Genomic DNA, 21,558 nt, shown 5'->3' on the forward strand with positions numbered 1-21,558 from the left:
TAACGCTAAAATTGTTTAAACAATTTATAGCCGAAAAGCTTTTCTAGATGAAAAGATTATGATCAATTTGTAATTAATTGGAAATGCAGTGCTGCTACCTTATATTTCAGGCTGTAAAACGCATTTCTTCAATTGCTTTATCTGAATTGCACCATTCTGCCGGCGATCTTCGCACCACGCCTGCTACATAAATTAATAAAAAAGTCTGCATGAAAATATTGGGCATACAAGTGCTTAGAGGGCCAAACATTTGGTCTGTGAGCCGAAAGAAACTTATTCAGATGCGCCTTGATCTGGAAGAGCTGGAACAGAGGCCCACCAACCTCATTGAGGGCTTCGCAGAACGCATCAGGAACCTGTTGCCGGGCATGTACAGCCACAGGTGTTCCAAGGGCTGCGAAGGCGGGTTTTTCATGCGTGTAGAGGAGGGCACCTGGATGGGCCATGTGATCGAACACATTGCACTTGAAATCCAAACACTTGCAGGAATGGATACCGGTTTTGGCCGTACCCGGCAGACGAAAACAGAAGGTGTGTACAACGTAGTTTTCAGCTACCTGGAAGAAAAGGCCGGGGCTTTTGCTGCAGAGGCTGCCGTTCGCATTGCCGAGGCGCTGATCTCCGGCAGTACGTACGACCTGGAGGCCGACATCAGGCGCATGCGCGAACTGCGTGAACAGGAGCGGCTGGGGCCCAGCACAGGCTCTATCGTCGACGAGGCCATTGCGCGCGATATTCCCTGGATCAGGCTGAATAAAGGCTCACTGGTACAGCTGGGCTATGGCAAGAACCAGGTTCGTTTCCGGGCTACAATGACCGAACGCACCAGCAGCATCGCCGTCGACATTGCAGGAAATAAAGACGAGACCAAACGGCTGCTGGAAGATGCAGCCATTCCGGTGGCAAAAGGTGTAACGATCAGCAGAGCCGAAGACCTGCCAGACGCCATCAGCAAGGTCGGCTTTCCGTTGGTATTTAAGCCGCTCGATGGAAATCATGGCCGCGGCGCCACCATAAATGTGAAGGATACAGCGGCGGCCGAAGCAGCATTTGAACATGCGCGGCAGCATTCCAGGCGTGTCATCGTTGAGCGGTTTGTTGAAGGCTTTGACTTCCGCGTGCTCGTCATCGACAACCGGGTGGTGGCCGCGGCATTCCGCGACCCGGCACACGTTATCGGTAATGGAAGTGACAACATTGCCGCACTGATCGAGAAGGAGAACGCCGACCCCCGCCGTGGTTATGGACACGAGAACGTACTGACTGAAATTACCATAGACCGTGATACGCTGACGCTGCTCGGTAAAAAAGGCTATACGCTCGATACCATCCCGGCTAAGGGCGAGAAAATATACCTGAAGTCTACCGCCAACCTCAGCACCGGCGGCACTTCGGTCGATGTGACAGACCAGGTTCATCCGCAGAACATTTTCATCTGCGAAAGGATTTCGCGCATCATCGGGCTGGACATTTGCGGCATTGACATCATGGCCAGCAACCTGACACAGCCGCTGACAGAAAACGGAGGCGTGGTGCTTGAAGTAAATGCTGCGCCGGGTTTCCGCATGCACCTGGCTCCGGGCGAGGGCCTGCCGCGCAATGTTGCCGCACCCGTGCTGGATATGCTTTATCCTCCGGGGAAGCTGTCCCAGATTCCCATTATTGCCGTAACCGGTACCAACGGCAAAACCACGACTACCCGGCTTATAGCACACATCGTAAAGAGCAATGGCACCCGCGTTGGTTTCACCACTTCAGACGGCATTTATGTACAGAACAACATGCTGATGAAGGGAGACACCACCGGTCCGCAAAGCGCAGAGTTCATCCTGAAAGATCCAACAGTCGAATTTGCTGTTCTGGAAACGGCCAGAGGCGGCATTCTGCGCTCAGGCATTGGTTTTAACAAATGTGACATCGGCATCATTACCAATATCCAGGAAGACCACCTGGGACTCTCAGATATCCACACGCTCGATGACCTGGCCCGTGTAAAGAGTGTTGTGATCGGCACAGTCAGGAGAAAGGGCTGGGCTGTCTTGAATGCAGACAACCCCTATTGTGTCAAAATTGCCCGTGATGCGCGCTGCAAAGTCGCCTACTTCAGCATGGATGAAAAGAATCCGGTACTGAAAGACCACTTTAAACGGGGCGGCACCGCTGCGATCTTTGAAAACGGTTATGTGACCATAAAGAAAGGCGATTGGAAAATCCGTGTCGATAAAGTTTCGCACATTCCGCTTACGTTTGGCGGCAGTGTAGAATTTATGATCCAGAACGTTCTGGCTGCTACACTGGCTACATTCCTGTGGGGTTACAAGATAGAAGATATCCGGCTATCACTGCAAACGTTCATCCCATCGGCAGCACAAACACCGGGACGCATGAACATTTTTAAGTTCAGGGAATTTAAGGTGCTTGTCGATTTCGCCCATAACCCCGATGGTTTCAACGGCGTCAGAACTTTTCTGCAGTCTGTTGAAGCGACTGAGTATGTAGGCGTTATTTCAGGCACCGGCGACCGCCGCGATGAAGACATCGTAGAAATTGCGCGCATTGCGGCCCGTATGTTCGACCGGGTATACATTTGCCAGGAACGATACCTGCGCGGCCGGCAGCGTGAAGAAATGATCTCCCTGCTCATGCGCGGCCTGCAGGAGGTCAAACCAGATATCCCGATCATCATTAACAACAACAGTACGGAGTGCCTGCGTGAAGTACTGACACATGCTACGCCGGGCTCTTACATTACGATACTCAGCAGCACCATAGATAACGCCATTCAAAAGGTAACAGAATACCTGGATAAGGAACTGGGTATGTGATCAGGAGATCTTATCGAATGAAATTCCCGACCGCTTGCTGTCCAGATAACGCTTGAGCAAAGCATGTTCAGGCTTTTGCAGCAGGCGGTCCTCTTCAAACAAGGCGATGACCGTGCTCCTGGCCTCCTGCAGAATAGCCTGGTCTTTCGCCAGGTCGGCCAGTTTGAGGTTGAGCGTGCCGCTTTGCTGCGTTCCCGACAGGTCGCCTGGTCCGCGCAGCTCCAGGTCAATTTCAGATATTTCGAAGCCATTGTTGGTTCGCACCATGGTATCAAGCCGAAGCTTTGCTTCCCTGGTCAGCTTGTTGCCGCTCATCAGCACGCAAAATGACTGCTCGGCGCCCCGGCCAACCCGGCCGCGCAGCTGATGCAATTGTGAAAGGCCGAAACGCTCGGCATTTTCGATGATCATGACAGATGCGTTCGGAACATTTACGCCCACTTCAATCACGGTGGTGGCCACCATGATCTGTGTTTTGCCCGAAACAAAACGTTCCATTTCATAATCCTTATCGCTGTTTGCCATCTTGCCATGAACAATGCTCATCTGGTACTGCGGCAAAGGAAAATGATACCTCAGCTGCTCGATACCCGCCTCCAGAAACAAGAGGTCAAGTTTCTCGCTTTCCTTAATGAGCGGGTAAACCAGGTAGACCTGGCGGCCCTTTGCAATCTCGGTTTTCATCAAGCCAAACATTCGCAGGCGCTGGCTTTCAAAAAGATGAACTGTGGTAATCGGTTTCCGACCTGGCGGAAGTTCGTCGATGACCGAAACGTCCAGGTCGCCATACAGCGTCATGGCCAGGGTACGTGGAATCGGCGTTGCTGTCATCACCAGGATATGCGGCGGAACGGCGTTTTTTCGCCACAACCGTGCCCGCTGTTCTACGCCAAAGCGGTGTTGTTCGTCAATGACCACCAGGCCCAGGTTACGGAATTTCACCTTGTCTTCGATCAGCGCATGCGTGCCGATCAGCATATCAATTTCGCCGGCTTCCAGCCGGCTATGCAAGGAGGTTCTTTCTTTCTTTTTCGTTGTACCCGTTAAAATCTCCACGTTCACCAGGCCATCGCCAACCAGGGCCTTTACTGATTCGAAATGCTGCCTGGCCAGGATCTCGGTCGGGGCCATCATGCAAGCCTGGAAACCGTTATCGTTGGCCAGGAGCATACTCATCAACGCTACTACAGTCTTCCCGCTGCCTACATCGCCCTGCACCAGGCGATTCATCTGCGAGCCGCGCTGTGTATCGGTGCGTATTTCACGGATAACCCGTTTCTGGGCTCCCGTCAGATCAAACGGCAAGTTTTCCCTGTAAAAGGTGTTCAGTTTTTCGCCTACCTTATCAAATACATTTCCTCTGAATTTCAGGTTACGCAGCTGTTTGGTATGCAACAATTCGAGCTGGATAAAGAACAGTTCCTCGAACTTGATTCGTCGTTCTGCCGCCCTTAATTTTTCGGGCGACGGCGGAAAATGTATGTTCAGGAGTGCGGTGCTGCGATCCGGCAGGCGGTATTTTTCAAGCAGATAGGCCGGCAGGGTTTCGTGCAATTGTGCGGCAACTGCGTCAAGCAGTGCAGACTGGATTTTCTGAATGCCTTTCGTATCCAGGCCGAATTTCTTCAATTTTTCGGTTGAACCATATACAGGTTGCAGGCTCTGGTTGCCGCGTTTTTGCAGTGGGCTCTGCAGCAGCTCTATTTCAGGATGAACAATGCTAAATGTACCGTTAAAGAGATTGGGTTTACCGAAGGCAACGTACATTTGCCCGGTCACCATGTTGTCGTTCACCCATTTCAGGCTTTGAAACCAGACCAGCTCCATTGACCCCGTCTCATCCCTGAACTGTGCAACCAGCCGGCGCCCTTGTTTCTCACCGATCAGCTCTTTACTGGTTAGCCGGCCCACAACCTGGACAAATGGCAACTCCGCATTGATCTCAGCAATCTTATAAAACCTGGTACGGTCTATATGCCGGAACGGGAAATAATGCAGCAGGTCGCCGCAGGTGAATACCGATAGCTCTTTTTTCAAAAGCTCAGCCTTCTGCGGACCTACCCCCTTCACATATGCTATGGGCGTTTCCAGTTCAAGCGCCGCCATGTCCTCTACGTCGCGCAGCCAGATCTTTAATCAGCTGCAGGTTAAACAACAGCACAGCCAGCAGCAACAGGCCATACGCGAACATTTGGTGCACGGTAATCTTCTCGCCGAAGTAAACAAAAGCTACAGCAAAGGCAATGATGGGATTGAGATAAATGATAATCCCCAAAGTAGAGGACTGAATACCGAGCAGGGCATACAAACTAAGAAACAGCGGTATAATGGTAAAAATGACCGCGATGGCAAGGATGTTAAACCAAAAGACCGGCGAAACCGGAAAGTTTTCATACTGACTTACAAAAAGCGGCAGCATCAGGAACACTGAAAGCAGCATTTGAACACCCAGAAAATTGAATTTATCTACCTGGTTGATCTTCCGCTGAATGATCAGGTAAAAAGCATAGAGGGCCGCAATCACAACCGACCAGGTTACCTCGACCAAGGACCCGGTGGCAAGAAGCAAAATGCTGACAAATGCGACAGCAAGTGCAATGAACTTGACACGGCTTAAGGCTTCCCGAAGAATGAAATAGCCGCCAAGGGCCGTGATGAGCGGGCAGACCATATAGGCGAAAGCTGCCGATTTTAAACTTACGTTATTTACTGCATAAATAAAGGTATACCAGTTACCGGTAATCAGCAGTCCCGACAGCAATGTGAGCACTGCCAGTTTCCGGCCTTCGCCGGGCCGTAGGTTCCTGATGGTCTGTAAGTCAGACCGCAGCTGCTTACGACGGAAGACCGCAATGACCAGCCAGATGATCAGCAGGCTGGTAAAGATCCGGTAGCATAAAATCTGTTCCGAGGGCCAGGCACGCAGGTTGCGCAATGGCAATGCAAAAAAGCCCCAGATCACGGTCGATGCAAGGGCTGAAAACAGATATTTTGCTTTTCCGGTTGTGGCCACAGAACTAAGCGATAGCGGCTATCACTGAAATTTCAACATTCACGTTCTTCGGCAGAACAGATACCTGAACGGTCTCGCGCGCCGGGAAATCAGCTGTAAAGTAACTGCCATAGACTTCGTTAACCTTGGCAAAGTTGTTCATGTCACTTAAAAATATCGAGGTCTTGATCACATGGGCGAAAGTAATTTCAGCCTCGAGCAGGATGGCTTTGATATTCCGCATAACCTGGTGGGTTTCTTCTTCTATCGAAGCCAGGTTTAGCTCTTCCGTTTCAGGATTGATGGCGATCTGGCCGGATACAAACAACAGGTTTCCGGTTTGAACGGCCTGACTGTACGGGCCAATAGGGGCAGGGGCATTTTTGGTTTGAATGACTTTTTTCATATCTGAATTAGATAGGCCGGGGGCCTTGTTATTTGAGCAGCAACCAGTCAGCAAGTTTCCAGATGATGCCGGCAAGAAAAATCAGTATGGCCAGCGCATTGATGAAATGCATGGCCCTGAGGTTAAAAGTGCTGGGGCGATCAGGATTTTTCTTTCTGAAGAAATACATGCTGCAAATTTACGAAATAAAAAAAGAGGGCTTCAAATTTGAAGCCCTCTTCCTGTATTTTACTTAGAAATCTTAGTTTCTTGAAGTTTCAACACGACGGTTCTGGATACGACCTTCTTCTGTGTCGTTAGAAGCAATTGGGTTAGCTTCGCCATAACCTCTTGTAACTACCTGGCTACCGTTAACACCTGAGTTAACCAGGTAAGTTTTAACAGAGTTAGCACGGTCTTTAGACAATTTCATGTTGTATGCAGCAGTACCTTCGCTAGAAGCGTAACCTTTAACAGTTACTTTACCACCGTTTTCACGCAACGATGAAGACAATTTGTCAAGAGTAGGGTAAGATTCAGTTTTAAGAACTGAAGAGTTGAAATCAAACTGGATGTTTTCGAAACCAGTTACGTTGCTAGAAGCTGAATCAGCAGCTGCTGCTTTAGGAAGCGGGCAACCAGAACCATCAACAGCGGTACCAGCAGGAGTACCTGGGCATTTGTCGAACTGATCAGCAACACCGTCACCGTCAGAATCTTTTTTCAGGTCTTCAACAGCTCTTTCTACGTTAGATACACGGTTTTTCAGTGCTTCAACTTCCTGACGCAGGGTTGGATCTTTCAATTCGTCGTACATCAACGCAATTGGGTTAGACCACTCCAGGCTTGGCTTTGAAGAAGATCCGAGTGAGAACTCAAGACCAGCGTGTGCGTAAGATACTTTGTCTTTAGTAGTTCCTTTTGCGTAAACACCGTCAAAGTTGTCACCATCGATGAAGTTCATGGTGTAACCCAGGTTGAAGTTTACACGCTCAGAAACTTTGAACTTGATACCTGCACCTACAGGAATGTAAGCTTCTTTAACGTAGTCTTTTTCACCACCTTGAGCACGGCCTTTCCAGTCAATAGTAGTACCGGTAGCTGTAACAACGCTAGGAGCGTAAGCCATCAAACCGTAACCAGCAGTTACATAGAAACCTACAGAGTTTTCGCGACGCAGGAAATCGATCGTACCTACGTTAACAACACCTCTCAGGTCAGCAGCATACTGAAGTTCAGTCTCGAAGCTTCTGTTAGCTGAACCTGCACCGGCTACACCAGATTCGTTAGAACCTGATACTTTTCCGCGAACACCGTTCAGTTCCAATGCGAATGAAGGAGCAAATTGTTTACGGATGTTGATACCGTAACCAAGGTTTACGTCCCAGTTTGTGAAGTCGTTAGAACCGCCGATTACAACAACTGGTGCAAGAACACCAGCGTGAACACCGATTGACCAGGTTCTGAACTGTGATCTTCCGCCAAAAGTTTTGGCTGAAGAAGAAGAAACCATTGTAGAATCCTGGGCAGAAGCAAGAGTTGTTACTCCTGTTAACGCTACCAAAGAAACTGCAAGACTCTTCTTAAGAGTAGAATAATTCATAATTCTTTTTCTTTTTTAAGGTTAAACAAATATTAATTGATTAATTTTTTGTGATAGCAAAATTAAACAAATTTTTAAAATCTCAAAGTCCTGTACAAACTCTGTTCCAAACTCCCGGCAAGCAGATATTTCTTACATTTGGCAAAATTGCAAAGCACCACAGATAAAAAATCATGAAGTATCAGCCGATTGACCCAGCGCTATTTTCTGAAAACCGCGAAAGATTTGAAAAACGCCTGAAACCCAATTCGATAGCAATCTTTCAGTCAAATGACGAGTTCCCACGCAGTGGCGATCAATCATTTATGTTCCGGCAAAATCCCGATTTCTTTTACCTTTCGGGCATTGATCAGGAACAAAGCATCCTGCTGCTCTATCCTGACTGTCCTAATCCTTTATACAGGGAAGTCCTGTTTTTAAGACAAACCAACGATTATATAAAGGTGTGGGAAGGCCATAAATATACCAAGGAGCAGGCACAGGCGAGCTCAGGCATCCGGGCAGTCTACTGGTTGGATGATTTCGATAATATTTTCCAGAGCATTATTCACTATGCAGAGAACATTTATCTCAATACAAACGAGAATGACCGGTATGCACATACCGTCCCCTACCGGGACCTGCGTTTTATCGAGCAGCTTCGCGAGCGGTTCCCCCTGCACCACTACGAACGCGCGGCTCCGATCATGCGCGACCTGCGGGCAGTCAAGTCAGAGACCGAGGTTATGCTGACCAGAAAAGCCTGCGGCATTACGCGCGATGCTTTTATACGGATCCTCAAATTCATCAGGCCCGGTGTCATGGAATATGAGATTGAGGCCGAAATTATTCATGAGTTTATCAGGCAGGGCGCAACGGGCCATGCTTATTTACCAATCATCGCTTCAGGGCCGAATGCAAACATCCTGCATTATAATGATAACAACCAGGTTTGCCGCGATGGCGACGTGATCCTGTTCGACTTTGGTGCGGAATATGCCAACTATAACGCAGACCTCAGCAGAAGTGTGCCTGTTAACGGACGTTTTACCGAACGGCAGAAAGCCGTATATAATGCCGTTCTGACCGTATTGAAAGGCTCAAAAGAACTGCTCAAACCAGGGGTCGTCTGGAACGAGTATCATGAACAGGTTGGCGAACTGATGACGGCGCAGCTGCTTCATCTTGGCCTCCTCTCGGCCAACGACGTAAAGAACCAGAACCCCGCATGGCCTGCCTACAAGAAATACTTTATGCATGGCAATTCGCACCACCTTGGCATCGATGTTCACGACTTTGCCGGAAGGTATACACCTTTCGCGGCAGGCAATATCCTGACTGTGGAGCCCGGCATCTATATTCCTGAAGAGGGACTTGGCATCCGTATCGAGAACGACGTGCTGATTACTGCAGACGGCCTGGTCGACCTGATGGCTGATATCCCGATTGAAGCTGAAGAGATTGAAGACATTATGAACAATTAGAGATAAACGGGCCGGGCAACCGGCCTGTTTCTATAAATGCTGCACCAACCGGTACAGGTTAAAATCAGGCCCACGCAGGCCTTTCTTAATTTCTGCGCGCAGTGTTTCCTTATCAAGGCTTCGCATGCGCTTTTCTGCAATCATTTTCCAGGCCCGCTCGGTAAGCAGGAGGGCTCTCCGCTCAACCGGAAGGTTAACCGGCTGCAGCAACCATTCGGCAAGCGGCACCAGCCCATCGTTCTTCGAAGCGATGGTTCTGAAAACAGGAACACGTTCGGGAGCACCGTGAACCAGCTTCAGGAGGTTGTTGTAAAAAAGATCAGCACCTTCCCGGTCGGCCTTGTTGACAACAAAGGCCTGGGCAATCTCCATAATTCCTGATTTGATATGCTGAATCTCATCTCCTGATTCGGGAACCAGGACGAGGACGGTGCGGTCTGCAAGCCCGGCAATTTCAATTTCAGACTGCCCAACGCCAACGGTCTCAACGATAACCAGATCAAAACCTGCTGAACGGAGCACATCGGTCATTTCCAGGGTTCTGGCCGATAAACCGCCCAGGGAACCGCGGGTGGCCAACGACCGGATGTAAATATTGGGGTCAGTGAACAAAGCCGACATGCGTATGCGGTCGCCGAGCAGCGAGCCAAAGTTGAAGGGTGAGGTAGGATCGACCGCCAGGATCGCAACCCTTTTTCCCTGGCGGCTTAACCAGGTCGCAAGGCCCTGAACAAGCGTACTTTTGCCTGCACCGGGCGGTCCCGTGATGCCGATTACAGGTACATTCTTGGGCGCAAGCGAAGCCAGAAAAGCAGCGGCACTGTCTTCGTTGTTCTCCACAAAGCTGAGCGCCCGGGCCAGAGACCGGAAGTCGCCTGCCGCTAATTCATCAGGCATGAGCCGCGGTGTTTTCATCAATAACTATATCTTTGTTACAAATTAACGTATAATTTACCGGTGTTTTCGATTATTCAAACCCGGTAACAGTGCTTCAAACAGGGAATGAAGGTTTCAGGATTTACATTTATACGCAATGCGGTGGTTAACGACTATCCTGTCAGGGAAGCGATAAGCTCGGTGCTCCCGCTTTGCGATGAGTTTGTCGTCGCGCTCGGCAATTCATCTGACGATACTGAAGCCCTGGTACGTTCAATTGATTCAGATAAAATACGGATCATAAATACGGTCTGGGACGAGAGCCTGAAAGAAGGAGGTGCCGTATTTGCGGCCGAAACCAATAAAGCGCTTGCAGCTGTTGACCCGCAGGCAGATTGGCTGGTATATATCCAGGGCGACGAAGCGATACATGAAAACGATATTCCCCTGATCAGGCAGGAAATGGAAAACTGCCTGACAGACAACAAGATCGAAGGATTGTTGTTTAATTACAGGCATTTTTACGGGTCATATGATTATACGGCCGAATCTCGCCGCTGGTACCGGCGCGAGATCAGGATCCTGAAAAATTTGCCGGGCATGCATTCTTACCGCGACGCACAAGGTTTCCGGCGCAATGGCAAAAAGATCTGTACCAAACTCATTCATGCCTGTATATACCATTATGGTTGGGTTAAACCCCCGAAAAACCTGTTAAACAAAGTGCGCAACTTTAACCAGTATTACCATACTCAGGAATGGATCGAAGAAAACTACCCTGAAGTGGGCGAGTTCGACATGCGCAATGCGGACCGCCTGGTCAGATTTGAAGGCAGCCATCCTGCCGTAATGCAGGAGCGCATTGCCCGCTCCAACTGGAAATTCAGGGAAGTGCCAGACACAAGCCGTTTTCAAAGCATGAGGCGGCGGCTGCTCGAAAAGTTTGAAGCGTTTACAGGAATCCGGCCGTTTGAGTACAGAAACTATAAAAGGGTAAGGTAATGATGATAACAAACCCTTTAACTGCTGTCCGTCTCAGCGCACAACATCTACGACCTTAATAATTATATGCAGAAACCGCGCGTTTTAGTCACCTTCGATTCCATGAAAGATACCAATTGCGGCTATTTTTCTTTTGGCAAAGGCCTTGGCGATGCACTGATCAGCCAGAACACTCAGAGGTTTGATCTTAGTTTTTATCTTTTTAAACACACAGCGCACCAGTTTAAAGGTGTTGACCGCACCATATACCGGTCGGTGCTTGACAATTTGCTATTCAGGCACCGGAACGACTTCGAGGTCGTGCACCTTTCCGATCAAACCTGCCGGCTTCATCCGGCACAACTGCGGGCAAAAAAGATTATGACAGTCCATGACATGAACAAGGTACACCTCAAGTTCAGCAAGCCGGGCCGCATCAGGGCCTATTTAAAAAAACTGGGTGCTAAAATCAGTAAATGTGACCACATCGTCGCTATTTCTCAGTTCGTTGCAGACGATATCAAAAGTTACTTTCCTGAATCCGCACACAAGGTTCAGGTGATCCATAACGGCGCAGATAAATTACAACCGGTACCCGGGCACCGCCCGGCATTTGAGCCGGCCGCCCCGTTTATCTTCACGATCGGCCGCCTCACCGTACAAAAAGGGTTTCACTTGCTCCCCGCTTTATTGCAAAATAACCAGTATCACCTCGTTATCTCAGGCATCGAGACGCCCCATAAACTGAAAATACAGGAAATGGCTGCAAGGTTTTCATGCCAGGACCGGGTGCATATTACCGGTCCGGTTTCTGATGCTGACAAAGCTTGGTATTATCAACATTGCAGTGCTTTCGCCTTTCCGTCAAGGGCGGAGGGTTTTGGCCTGCCGGCGATAGAAGCCATGCATTTCGGCAAGCCCGCTTTTCTTGCAAGATATACTTCGCTGCCAGAGGTGGGGGGAGATGCAGCCTATTATTTTGACAATTTTGAGCCAGAGCACATGCACCAGGTATTTACAGAAGGCATGAACCACTTTGCCGCTACCAACGGGCCGGCCAGAAGCAAAGCACAGGCGGCCCGCTTTAGCTGGGAGCGTGCCGCGGCAGCATACTTAAATCTTTACGAATCATGCCTGGTTTAACAGGAGGGCAGGCGGCGGTCATCATTCCGGTTTACCGCAATGAATTGTCTCATTATGAAACGGTCGCACTCAGGCAGTGCATCAGCACGCTCTCCGCACATCCGCTCGTTGTTGTCAAACCTCAAAATATGGTTTTAACCGGCGAACTTGCTGCCGTTTCCTGGACTGAAGTTGTTGAGTTTGATCCCGGATTTTTCAGCGGCATTGAAGGCTACAACAGATTGATGCTGTCTGCCGCATTTTATACCCGTCTGAGCCATTATGAATTCATACTGATCCATCAACTTGACTGTCTGGTTTTCAAAGACGAACTCAAATTCTGGTGTGAACAGGATTGGGATTACATAGGCGCCCCCTGGATTCAAAAAACCTATCATAAAACCTGGCCGGAACTGTTGTGGCGAAAGCTGAAGCGCTCATCAGAAAGCCTGTTCAGGCTCGATCAAACAAAGCGGCAGCGCATGCTGGAAAATAGAGTGGGCAACGGCGGCTTTTCTTTGAGGCGAACGGCAAAATTCCGGGACATTGCAGCAACTTTGTCCGTACAGTCAGAAATGTACTTGTCGCGCACCTGTAACCTGTACAATGAGGACGTTTTCTGGAGCATTGAGGTAAACAAAACAGAAGAGGTTTTGAGAATTCCTGATTGGGAAACTGCGCTGAAATTCGCGTTTGAGGTTCCGCCGGGCAAGCTCAGCATACCCGAAAAGCTTCCCTTCGGCTGTCATGATTGGGACCATTACCTGGATTATTGGCAGCCGGTCTTCAGCAAATTGGGCATAAGTGTCTGACCCACCAAACTCTGATTATAAAATCTGTACCTTTGCAGGCTGGCTCCGGCCTATCAATATCCATACTGAATGAAAACATATTTTCGTTTACTTTCATTCGCGAAACCGATTGAAAAGTTTGCTATTCCCTATATCCTGGTTACGCTGCTGGCCATCATTTTCAACACCACGTTGTTTACGCTGATCGGGCCGCTGCTTGAGACGCTTTTTAACCGCAGTTCCCAACTGTCACGCCTCGCAGCAGACCAGTCAGATTCCTGGTTTGATTTTATTGGTCAGATGAACGACTATGTGCTTTATCTTTCTGCCAAAGAAGGAACCGTGGCAACACTTCAGATCATGTGCGTGATCATCATCGTTGTGGTATTCTTGTCCAACCTCTTTCGTTACCTATCCCAGCGGTTTATGGAAGATCTGCGCGTCCATACGCTGCTTAACCTGCGCAGAACTGTTTTTGACCGGGTCATGGAACTTAACGTTGGCTTTTTCAACAACGAACGCAAGGGCGACATCATTTCCAAGATCGCATCAGATGTTCAGGTGGTCCAGTTTACGGTGACCAATACACTGCAGGTGGTCTTTAAGGAACCCATGCAGCTGATTTTTTACATTGTTGTGCTGCTGTCCATATCGGTCAAGCTCACGCTTTTTTCCCTCTTGGTTATACCGGTTTCAGGTTTTATCATCAGTAAAATTGTTAAACGCCTCAAACAGCAGACGACCCAGTCGCACGAATCGTTTGCCAAGATGATTGGTTTCCTGGATGAGTCTTTAAGCGGCATCAAGATCGTGAAAGCTTTCAACGCAACAGGCCGCACGAAAGAGAAATTTGACCAGGAAAACCGCTTCTATTCCTTTTTGAACCGGAAGATTGCACGCAGGCAACAGCTGGCCTCACCGGTATCACAGGCGCTGGGTGTAATGGTCGTGGCTTTTATCGTGTTGTACGGGGGAACTATGATCCTGACCGGACAGGGCGACCTGACCACCACCAAATTCCTCGCTTATATCGCTACTTTTTCGCAGGTGATGCAGCCCGTTAAAGCCCTTAGCGATGCATTCAGCGGCATCCATTCGGGTGTGACGGCTGGTGAGCGTGTTCTTGGCCTGATTGACACCAAGCCGGCTTTTGCCGACCGTCAGGATGCGAAACCGGTGTCTACTTTCAGCGATTCGCTCACTTTGGAACAGGTAAATTTCAGCTATGGCGAAAAACCGGTATTGAGAAATGTGAGCCTGAGTATCAAAAAAGGCACAACGGTAGCACTGGTGGGGCCGTCTGGCGGCGGCAAAAGCACGCTGTTAGATCTGTTGCCCAGGTTTCATGATCCGGAAAGTGGCCGTATCCTCTTTGATGGCAAGCCATATACTGCGCTTACGATGGCGAGCATCAGGGCGCAAATGGGCATTGTAAACCAGGATTCTTTCCTGTTTAACGACAGTATTTTTAATAACATTGCGTACGGTAAGCCCGAGGCGACCCAGGCAGAGGTCGAACAGGCTGCGCGAATTGCCAATGCTCATGAGTTCATTATCCAGACAGAGCGCGGCTACGAAACACATGTGGGCGACCGGGGCAACCGGCTTTCAGGCGGCCAGCGGCAGCGAATCTGTATAGCCCGGGCGGTATTATCCAATCCGCCGATCATGCTGCTGGACGAGGCGACTTCAGCGCTCGATACCGAGTCGGAGAAACTTGTACAGGATGCATTGAACAACCTGATGAAAAACCGCACCTCTGTTATCATTGCGCACCGGTTAAGCACCATACAGCATGCCGATGAGATCGTCGTCATTGATAAAGGGTCAATCGTTGAGCGGGGATCACACAGCGCGCTCCTTGCAGAAAACGGCCTGTACAAACGTCTGATCGAGATGCAGACTTTTACAGATTAATCGCAAGGACCCGGCACGCTATGAGCAAAAATAAAATTACAAGATGGATTGACCGGAATAATGACCGGGTTTGCCTGACGGTTAGCAGGAAATATTACCGCAAACTGGAGGCCGGAGCGGGCTCGTGGTATTTCCTGCATCCGAAATTTTATGTCTTTTACCTGCTGCGCCTGCTGCTGGTTTGCCTGAACTTCTTCAGATTCAACCGGTCGCTATACAGGCCCTATGCGGAGGCCTGGCGGGAACCGGTAAATGCCCTAAAAAACCGGGGCAGGCCATCCTGGTCTGACCGTATCCAGACAACTGCGGCGACCTTCTGCGGACTGCGATACTTTATAGAGCCGGCATTCAGACCCGGGTTCTATGAGGAGCGGATTCCGCTTTCTGAGCTGTCATTTGAGACGGAAGCCGATGTAAAGGTATCTATCGTCATTCCGGTGTTTAACCAGGTCTATTTCACGCTGAACTGCCTGAGGTCGCTTCGACTGCACCTGCCGGCCGGTATAGCGGCCGAAATCATCGTTGTCGATGATTGCTCAACCGACGATACAGCTGCACAGCTGCAGCAGATTGCTGGGATCCGCTACATCAGAAACGATGAAAATTCAGGTTTTATACAGAGCTGCAGGCGGGGTATCGCTCAATCGCGCGGATTCTATATTGCGCTCTTAAACAATGACACGCTCGTTCAGCCGGGCTGGCTCGAAAACTTAGTGGGTGCCCTGGAAAACGATGAAACCGCGGGAGCGGCGGGATCGAAGCTCATCTACCCTTACGGTCTTTTGCAGGAGGCCGGCTGTGTACTGTTCAACAATGGGCGCAGTGTGAACTACGGTCGTCATGACGATTACAGGGTGTCGAAATACAATTTCAGGCGACCGGTCGACTACATATCTGGCGCCAGCCTGCTGTTTCGCCGGTCAGATTATGAAAAACTGGGCGGCCTTGATACCAGCTACACCCCCGCTTACTATGAAGACACTGATTTTTGCCTGGCCGTACAACATGTATTAGGCAAAAAGGTCATTTACCAGCCAGATTCTTGTCTGGTCCATTTCGAGGGCATCAGTTCTGGTAAAGTTTCCAAAAAGGGCAATGTTAAATCCTTCCAGGAAATCAATAAAAAGCGCTTTTTAAACAAATGGTCGGCTGAACTTGCTGGCTACCCAACCTCAGGTAAAGATGTGCGCCTGGCGGCTGAGCGGCATATGCCGGGCCGAAAACTGGTTTTTATCGATTCTTATCTTCCACGCTTCGACCGCGAGTCAGGATCTTACAGGGTCTGGCAGTTGCTGAATATGATGCAGGAACTTCAGTTAAAAATTGTCTTTGTTCCCGGAAACGGGCAACCTGAAGCTCCATACTATAAAATGTTGTGTGATGCCGGAATAGAGGTGCTGCTTCGGTACCGCGGTAAAAGGCATTTCTATGCGCAGGTTAAAGCGGCCTGCAAGGCGGCAGCCTGGGTGTGGGCCTGCCGGCCGGAACTCAATCGCCGCTTCTCTTTTGTGAGGAATGGAAGGCCCGAACTTCAGTGGATCTACGATACAGTAGATCTGCATTATGTACGCATGGAACGTGAAGGCGTTCTGCATCAGAATGCGAAAGTGCTAAAGCAGGCTGATAAATATAAAGAATTGGAATTGAAGCTGGCCAGGGCAGCCGACGTGACGGTTTGCATCACTGCTACCGAACAACAGGTGTTGCAACAACAGGGCATCAGCAATACCACGGTTATTCCGAACATCCACCTGGTTCGTCATGAGAATGGGCTTCCGTTTCAACAACGCGCCGGACTGCTTTTCATTGGCAGTTATGACCATACCCCGAATAGAGACGCGGCAAAATGGCTTGTTAAAGAAATCATGCCGCTTGTGTGGCGGTCTGAACCTGATGTAACGCTCACCCTGCTGGGCAATAATCCTACGGCCGAGATTCGCAGCCTGGCAGAAGCAAGAGTTGTCGTTCCGGGTTATATTGCAGACATTTCTGCGTATTTTCAGCAAAGCCGCGTATTTGTGGCGCCACTCAGGTATGGGGCGGGAATGAAAGGTAAAATCGGCCAGAGTCTGGAATATGCGCTCCCGATTGTATCTACAAGTATCGGTGTAGAAGGGATGAACCTGGAAGCAGAGCAGCAGGTGCTTGTTGCAAACGACGCGCAAGAGTTCGCAGAACGCATCCTTGAACTGTACCGCTCTGAAGCCCTATGGCAGCGCATACATGACAACGCGATCGGTGCCATGCGCCCGTTTACGCCTGCGGTTGTGAAGTCGCAGCTGAGGGCTATACTTAATCCTGTATCATCTCCGGAACATGAATAACCTGAAGATATCTGTTATCACTGTAAACTATAACAATTGCGAGGGGCTACGCCGCACCATGGCCAGCGTGCAAGAACAGACCTATGCAAACCTGGAATATATTGTCATTGACGGGGGCAGTACAGATGGCAGCGCCGAGGCGATCCCGCAGTCTGACCCGCAGCCACATTACTGGGTAAGCGAACAGGATGCCGGCATTTACCAGGCCATGAACAAAGGTATCAGGGCAAGTCATGGAAAGTACCTCCTGTTCCTGAACAGCGGCGATGTCTTCCACCGCCCGGATGTCGTGGAAAAAGCAGTGGCGGAGATGTCTGAAGGACTGGATATTTATTATGGAGATGCGCTTTATGACCATCACGGCCAACCCGAAACACGGATTTACCCTGACCGATTGGATTTCGATTTTTTTTATGTGCAGAACCTGTCGCACCAGGCTACCTTTATTGCGAGATCGTTGTTTGACCGCATTTCTTTTTATAATGAATCCTATCGCATTGTTTCTGATTGGGAATTTTTTTCGGTCGCGATCTGTAAACACCAGGCATCTTACAGGCACTTAGCATGGTTGATTACCATTTACGACGTGAATGGCATTTCTTCAGATCAGGAAAATTACCCGACGATGAATGCCGAAAGGGACGCGGTTTTTGAAAGGCATTTCCAAAGTTTTGCAAGTAACTACAGTTATCTGCAGACGTTAAAATTCAAGAAGTTAGAGCAGTTTTTGTATATAAAAACATATCCCTTCAGTTATAAAGTCCTGAAAGCCTTCATGAATTTCATTCTTTTGTTTCTCCCAAGATTCAGACGCCAAAGTTAGTATGCTGGAAGTTTTATTTGATCACCAAATTTTTGCAGAACAGCGCTATGGTGGTATCTCGCGGTACTTCAAACACCTCATGGGCGGTATTCAACGAACTGACGATGCAAGCTATAAACTGGGGGTGGCTCGATCAGATAATTTTTACATACAAGACGAGCCGCAGTTGCTGCAATCTCGAATTTTTGACCCCTTATTTGGCAGCCAGGCGAGATTGCTAAAACGCAACAAGTCTTACGTGAAATACTTGCTGCGTCAAAACCGGTTCTCGGTATTCCACCCTACTTACTACGATCCCTATTTTTTAAAATACCTTAAAAAGCCATTTGTGCTTACGGTGCATGATATGACCTACGAAGCTTTGCCGCACCTCTTCCCGTCGAGCGACCCAACGCCTTATCACAAGCGGCTCGTCATGGAAAAGGCTGATAAGATCATTGCTATTTCCGGCTACACCAAGTCAGATATCCTGAAGTATAGCGACGTACCCGAGCATAAAATCGAAGTCGTTTATCACGGGATCGATTCTTCAAGCCTCCAATATGCTTCTGTGAACCAGCTGCCCGGAAAATACATCTTATTTGTAGGCGGCAGGTGGAGTTATAAAAACTTTTACCTTCTTGCGCATGCCTTCTCCGAGTTAAGCAAAACTGATCCAGAGCTACATCTGGTGCTTGCCGGCGGCGGGCCACTGAGTTTTGGTGAGACCGAATTTTTGAGGCGGCATCACATTTTAGCCAAAACATTGCACTTAAACGCTACTGATCCCCAGCTGAACACCCTATATAAGCGGGCGATCTGTTTTGTTTATCCTTCTAAATATGAGGGGTTCGGGCTGCCTATTCTTGAGGCCTACAAAAACAACTGCCCGGTGCTTCTGAACAACCACAGTTGTTTTCAGGAAATAGGGGCAGGTGCCGCTTTATATTTTGATGATGAATTACCCCATTCATTAGAGAACGAACTACAAAGAATGGTTAACGACGACGCGCTTCGGAATTCGCTGCGCTTAGCCGGTACGCAGCGGCTGACCGCGTTCCCAATTGAACGCTGCATCAGCAAAACCCTTGACATTTACCGAACCTTAACTTAACAGCCCTAGAAACCTATCCATGGAGCATATTTTAGACCGTTATACAATTACGCGAAGCATGCCCGCCAATTACAGGCCCGGCGACCTGGACTTTTGCCGAAAGGAATTTGCCTACGAAACTTACGATGTCGACCTGGTTAGTTTGAGACATTGTGTAGTCAACAAAAAAGGGTTTGTTTATGAACGGGGCCGGTTTGAAATGAACAAGATCTCCCTCCTGGATGAACGCCGGTACACACATCTTTTTGGTAAGAAGCATTACGTAAAAAAGGTGCTATTCAAGCGAAAGCGCAAACTGCCGAAAGGAAAGTATTTGCTGGCATTCGATGAATGGACTTCAGAGCACTACCACTGGTTTTGTGATTTTCTACCGCGCCTTTTCGTTATTCGTGATCGCTTGCCGGACTTTATCCTGCTTTTGCCCGATACAGCCTATGTCAGAAATACGGGTTTGCAGACACTCCAGTTCTTCGGCTTGGAACCTGCAGCCATTGAATTTATAGTTGAAGACGAACTTGTACAGGCTAACAACCTCTCGGTCGCTACACACGTTTGTTTAACTGGCTACATCAACGACCGGATCATGCAACAGATGCGGGAACTTATTGTGACGAAACTAGATATCAGCGAAGGTCTGGGCAGAAAGTTATATATAAGCAGGGAAAAAGCCCGGTACAGACGTGTGCTGAATGAAGTGGCAGTCCAGCAGGCCGTTCGGGAGATGGGTTATGAGGTTATTTCATACGAGGACCTGAACTGGGAAGAGCAAGTCAGGCTTACTGCATCTGCAGACAGCATTGTATCCATGCACGGCGCAGGCCTGGTCAATTCTTTGTTTATGCGACCCAATGGCTGCGTTCTCGAGTTCAGGAGAGACAAAATTTATCACAATCAATGTTACTGGCATTTAGCGGCATCGATTGGTCATAGGTACTTTTATCTTTTCGGAACTCCTGATCGCGATGACCTGGTGCTTGAAGGTGGCGAAGGCTGTAACCTCACGATTGATACCGATAAGTTACAGGAATTGCTTCTTGTCATGGAGTCGCAGACGCGGTAGCAGTAACGTCCAGTTCGTGCCAGCGACTATCTGCCGATTAATCCCCTTAATGGGCTCCTGGCTATCAATTTTACAAGCGCAAACGTAGTTAGATAGACCACCACAAATTTCCCGACAGAACTTAGGATAATTTCGATAAGCGACAGGTCCTGTACATTTAACAGACCCAGCGGCCTGAGCAGCTCAGGAAGAAAATTATAGACCAGAATGTAATGGATCAGGTATATACCAAAAGTGGTATCTCTGGGCTGGAAGAACCGGGTAAACGGAATCGACCTGATCTTTAATAGCCAGAAGACGGCGCAAAGCGAATAAAGAAGGTTGCTCAGACGAAGCGTATTGAACGGATCTTCGACTTGCTGCGCATACAGTACCTGGATCTCATAGACAGACAGATAAAAGGTTCCAGCAAAAAGCAGGACAAAAACGAGGTGTGGAACCCTGTCTAACAGTATTGACACCTGTTCCCAGTTCCGGTGCAGGCAGGCGCCCAGCCAGAGAAAAAATACAAATCCAAAGATTGCTGTCGTATGTACAGGGAAGAACCAGAGCAAGTGGATGTTAAACGCATAAACGAGGGTCACAAGCAGCAGGACCAGGCCGAGCCACCACGAGTATAAAAAACGGCGAAAAAGCAGCAATGTGCCGATGCACACCAGGAAATTGATGATGAACCAGTAATTCGTAAAGAGGTAAACCCTTTGTACTGTCTGGGCGAGGGTTTCGCCGAGGGAAAAACCAGCAGACTTGTGTTCAATAATCCAGGTCTTCAAGAACATGGCGCCTACAAACAAAAGCGACCAGAACAACCAGGGCTTGATTGTCGTCTGCAACCTTCGTCTGAAGTATTCCCAGGGTGTATAGGTGAAAAATTTCTCTCCGAGAAGAAATCCAGCAAGCATAAAAAAAGCTACAGTGCCGAACTTGGGAAACTGGATAAGCGATACATAGGTAGCAAGACGTGGCGTAAACGTGTCAAAAAGATAAGTTCCCGCATAGGTACAATGTTCAAAGACAATCCCCATCATCGCTAGACAGCGGATGCTATCAACAAATGGGAAATTTGCTGTTTTCAAATTTTTCGTGATACCCTCTTTTTCCACCGTAATGGCTAAGATCGACAAAAAGCCGGTTTATTCAAACATTATAAATATTCCGAGTACCTGGTTGGTGTGGGCAGCATATTGCAAATCAATACGATTTCAGTACAGCAGATCTGATTAAAGAGGAAAAGCGGCTATGCCGCTTTTCCTGGTAATGATTGGAAATCTCTAATTTTTCGTGCGGGTTACATGCTCCGGTT

The 21,558-nt window shown here is 48.8% G+C and carries 17 protein-coding genes; 10 read left to right on the plus strand and 7 right to left on the minus strand.

Features of this window, described 5'->3' with window-relative positions:
• Nucleotides 1-209: 209 nt before the first annotated feature.
• Nucleotides 210-2,825, plus strand: a complete 2,616-nt coding sequence (cphA, locus tag C7T94_RS01715; protein ID WP_107213045.1) for a cyanophycin synthetase — start codon at nt 210-212, stop codon at nt 2,823-2,825.
• Here the strand turns inward: cphA and recG are convergent, their stop codons facing one another.
• The 5 genes from recG to C7T94_RS01735 form a co-directional block, all read right to left on the minus strand.
• On the minus strand, nt 2,826-4,931 hold the full coding sequence (gene recG, locus C7T94_RS01720; protein WP_107213047.1) for an ATP-dependent DNA helicase RecG: 2,106 nt from the start codon (nt 4,929-4,931) through the stop codon (nt 2,826-2,828).
• On the minus strand, nt 4,918-5,838 hold the full coding sequence (locus C7T94_RS01725) for an EamA family transporter (RefSeq protein WP_107213050.1): 921 nt from the start codon (nt 5,836-5,838) through the stop codon (nt 4,918-4,920). Before C7T94_RS01725 ends, recG begins: the two co-directional genes overlap by 14 nt.
• 4 nt (nt 5,839-5,842) lie before the next feature.
• Entirely contained in the window at nt 5,843-6,223 is a 381-nt protein-coding gene (locus tag C7T94_RS01730) for a RidA family protein (protein ID WP_107213052.1), read from the minus strand.
• A 28-nt stretch (nt 6,224-6,251) separates the two neighbouring features.
• Nucleotides 6,252-6,392 (minus strand): DUF6728 family protein, encoded by a 141-nt coding sequence (locus C7T94_RS19465; protein ID WP_204353188.1) that lies wholly within the window; start codon nt 6,390-6,392, stop codon nt 6,252-6,254.
• Nucleotides 6,393-6,464: 72 nt separating this feature from the next.
• Nucleotides 6,465-7,805, minus strand: coding sequence for an OmpA family protein (locus C7T94_RS01735; protein ID WP_107213053.1), 1,341 nt, complete (start codon nt 7,803-7,805; stop codon nt 6,465-6,467).
• Nucleotides 7,806-7,978: 173 nt separating this feature from the next.
• Between C7T94_RS01735 and C7T94_RS01740 the strand changes: the two genes are divergently transcribed.
• On the plus strand, nt 7,979-9,268 hold the full coding sequence (locus C7T94_RS01740) for an aminopeptidase P family protein (protein WP_107213056.1): 1,290 nt from the start codon (nt 7,979-7,981) through the stop codon (nt 9,266-9,268).
• Between the two features lie 30 nt (nt 9,269-9,298).
• Here the strand turns inward: C7T94_RS01740 and meaB are convergent, their stop codons facing one another.
• Entirely contained in the window at nt 9,299-10,165 is an 867-nt protein-coding gene (meaB, locus tag C7T94_RS01745; RefSeq protein WP_239494901.1) for a methylmalonyl Co-A mutase-associated GTPase MeaB, read from the minus strand.
• Between the two features lie 105 nt (nt 10,166-10,270).
• Between meaB and C7T94_RS01750 the strand changes: the two genes are divergently transcribed.
• The 8 genes from C7T94_RS01750 to C7T94_RS01785 all read left to right on the plus strand — a co-directional run bounded on the left by C7T94_RS01750 (nt 10,271) and on the right by C7T94_RS01785 (nt 20,255).
• Nucleotides 10,271-11,146, plus strand: coding sequence for a glycosyltransferase family protein (locus C7T94_RS01750; RefSeq protein ID WP_107213060.1), 876 nt, complete (start codon nt 10,271-10,273; stop codon nt 11,144-11,146).
• 102 nt (nt 11,147-11,248) lie between these two features.
• On the plus strand, nt 11,249-12,268 hold the full coding sequence (locus C7T94_RS01755; RefSeq protein WP_162618512.1) for a glycosyltransferase family 4 protein: 1,020 nt from the start codon (nt 11,249-11,251) through the stop codon (nt 12,266-12,268).
• The gene (locus tag C7T94_RS01760) at nt 12,256-13,059 is read left to right on the plus strand and encodes a DUF5672 family protein (RefSeq protein WP_107213064.1); all 804 of its coding nucleotides are present in this window, start codon (nt 12,256-12,258) and stop codon (nt 13,057-13,059) included. The genes C7T94_RS01755 and C7T94_RS01760 overlap by 13 nt, the downstream gene beginning before the upstream one ends.
• A gap of 69 nt (nt 13,060-13,128) precedes the next feature.
• Nucleotides 13,129-14,955, plus strand: a complete 1,827-nt coding sequence (locus C7T94_RS01765; protein WP_107213066.1) for an ABC transporter ATP-binding protein — start codon at nt 13,129-13,131, stop codon at nt 14,953-14,955.
• Between the two features lie 20 nt (nt 14,956-14,975).
• Nucleotides 14,976-17,279, plus strand: coding sequence for a glycosyltransferase (locus tag C7T94_RS01770; RefSeq protein ID WP_107213068.1), 2,304 nt, complete (start codon nt 14,976-14,978; stop codon nt 17,277-17,279).
• Nucleotides 17,272-18,102 (plus strand): glycosyltransferase family 2 protein, encoded by an 831-nt coding sequence (locus C7T94_RS01775; protein WP_107213070.1) that lies wholly within the window; start codon nt 17,272-17,274, stop codon nt 18,100-18,102. Before C7T94_RS01770 ends, C7T94_RS01775 begins: the two co-directional genes overlap by 8 nt.
• Before the next feature lies 1 nt (nt 18,103).
• Nucleotides 18,104-19,195: a glycosyltransferase family 4 protein gene (locus tag C7T94_RS01780; RefSeq protein ID WP_107213072.1), complete on the plus strand. Its 1,092-nt coding sequence runs from the start codon at nt 18,104-18,106 to the stop codon at nt 19,193-19,195.
• A 19-nt stretch (nt 19,196-19,214) separates the two neighbouring features.
• Nucleotides 19,215-20,255, plus strand: a complete 1,041-nt coding sequence (locus tag C7T94_RS01785) for a glycosyltransferase family 61 protein (RefSeq protein ID WP_107213074.1) — start codon at nt 19,215-19,217, stop codon at nt 20,253-20,255.
• Nucleotides 20,256-20,281: 26 nt separating this feature from the next.
• Here the strand turns inward: C7T94_RS01785 and C7T94_RS01790 are convergent, their stop codons facing one another.
• A complete protein-coding gene (locus C7T94_RS01790; protein ID WP_262503095.1) occupies nt 20,282-21,358 on the minus strand; it encodes an acyltransferase family protein in 1,077 nt (358 codons plus the stop codon).
• Nucleotides 21,359-21,558: the final 200 nt, after the last annotated feature.

The organism is Pedobacter yulinensis, assembly GCF_003029735.1.
In the GTDB taxonomy this organism is placed as follows: domain Bacteria; phylum Bacteroidota; class Bacteroidia; order Sphingobacteriales; family Sphingobacteriaceae; genus Pedobacter; species Pedobacter yulinensis.

Excerpts from the sequence above, each read along its gene's own strand:
- cphA (WP_107213045.1), top strand. The coding sequence starts at position 210 with ATGAAAATATTGGGCATACAAGTGCTTAGAGGGCCAAACATTTGGTCT.
- recG (WP_107213047.1), bottom strand. The coding sequence starts at position 4,931 with ATGGCGGCGCTTGAACTGGAAACGCCCATAGCATATGTGAAGGGGGTA.
- C7T94_RS01730 (WP_107213052.1), bottom strand. The coding sequence starts at position 6,223 with ATGAAAAAAGTCATTCAAACCAAAAATGCCCCTGCCCCTATTGGCCCG.
- C7T94_RS19465 (WP_204353188.1), bottom strand. The coding sequence starts at position 6,392 with ATGTATTTCTTCAGAAAGAAAAATCCTGATCGCCCCAGCACTTTTAAC.
- C7T94_RS01735 (WP_107213053.1), bottom strand. The coding sequence starts at position 7,805 with ATGAATTATTCTACTCTTAAGAAGAGTCTTGCAGTTTCTTTGGTAGCG.
- C7T94_RS01740 (WP_107213056.1), top strand. The coding sequence starts at position 7,979 with ATGAAGTATCAGCCGATTGACCCAGCGCTATTTTCTGAAAACCGCGAA.
- meaB (WP_239494901.1), bottom strand. The coding sequence starts at position 10,165 with ATGCCTGATGAATTAGCGGCAGGCGACTTCCGGTCTCTGGCCCGGGCG.
- C7T94_RS01750 (WP_107213060.1), top strand. The coding sequence starts at position 10,271 with ATGAAGGTTTCAGGATTTACATTTATACGCAATGCGGTGGTTAACGAC.
- C7T94_RS01755 (WP_162618512.1), top strand. The coding sequence starts at position 11,249 with ATGAAAGATACCAATTGCGGCTATTTTTCTTTTGGCAAAGGCCTTGGC.
- C7T94_RS01760 (WP_107213064.1), top strand. The coding sequence starts at position 12,256 with ATGCCTGGTTTAACAGGAGGGCAGGCGGCGGTCATCATTCCGGTTTAC.
- C7T94_RS01765 (WP_107213066.1), top strand. The coding sequence starts at position 13,129 with ATGAAAACATATTTTCGTTTACTTTCATTCGCGAAACCGATTGAAAAG.
- C7T94_RS01770 (WP_107213068.1), top strand. The coding sequence starts at position 14,976 with ATGAGCAAAAATAAAATTACAAGATGGATTGACCGGAATAATGACCGG.
- C7T94_RS01775 (WP_107213070.1), top strand. The coding sequence starts at position 17,272 with ATGAATAACCTGAAGATATCTGTTATCACTGTAAACTATAACAATTGC.
- C7T94_RS01780 (WP_107213072.1), top strand. The coding sequence starts at position 18,104 with ATGCTGGAAGTTTTATTTGATCACCAAATTTTTGCAGAACAGCGCTAT.
- C7T94_RS01785 (WP_107213074.1), top strand. The coding sequence starts at position 19,215 with ATGGAGCATATTTTAGACCGTTATACAATTACGCGAAGCATGCCCGCC.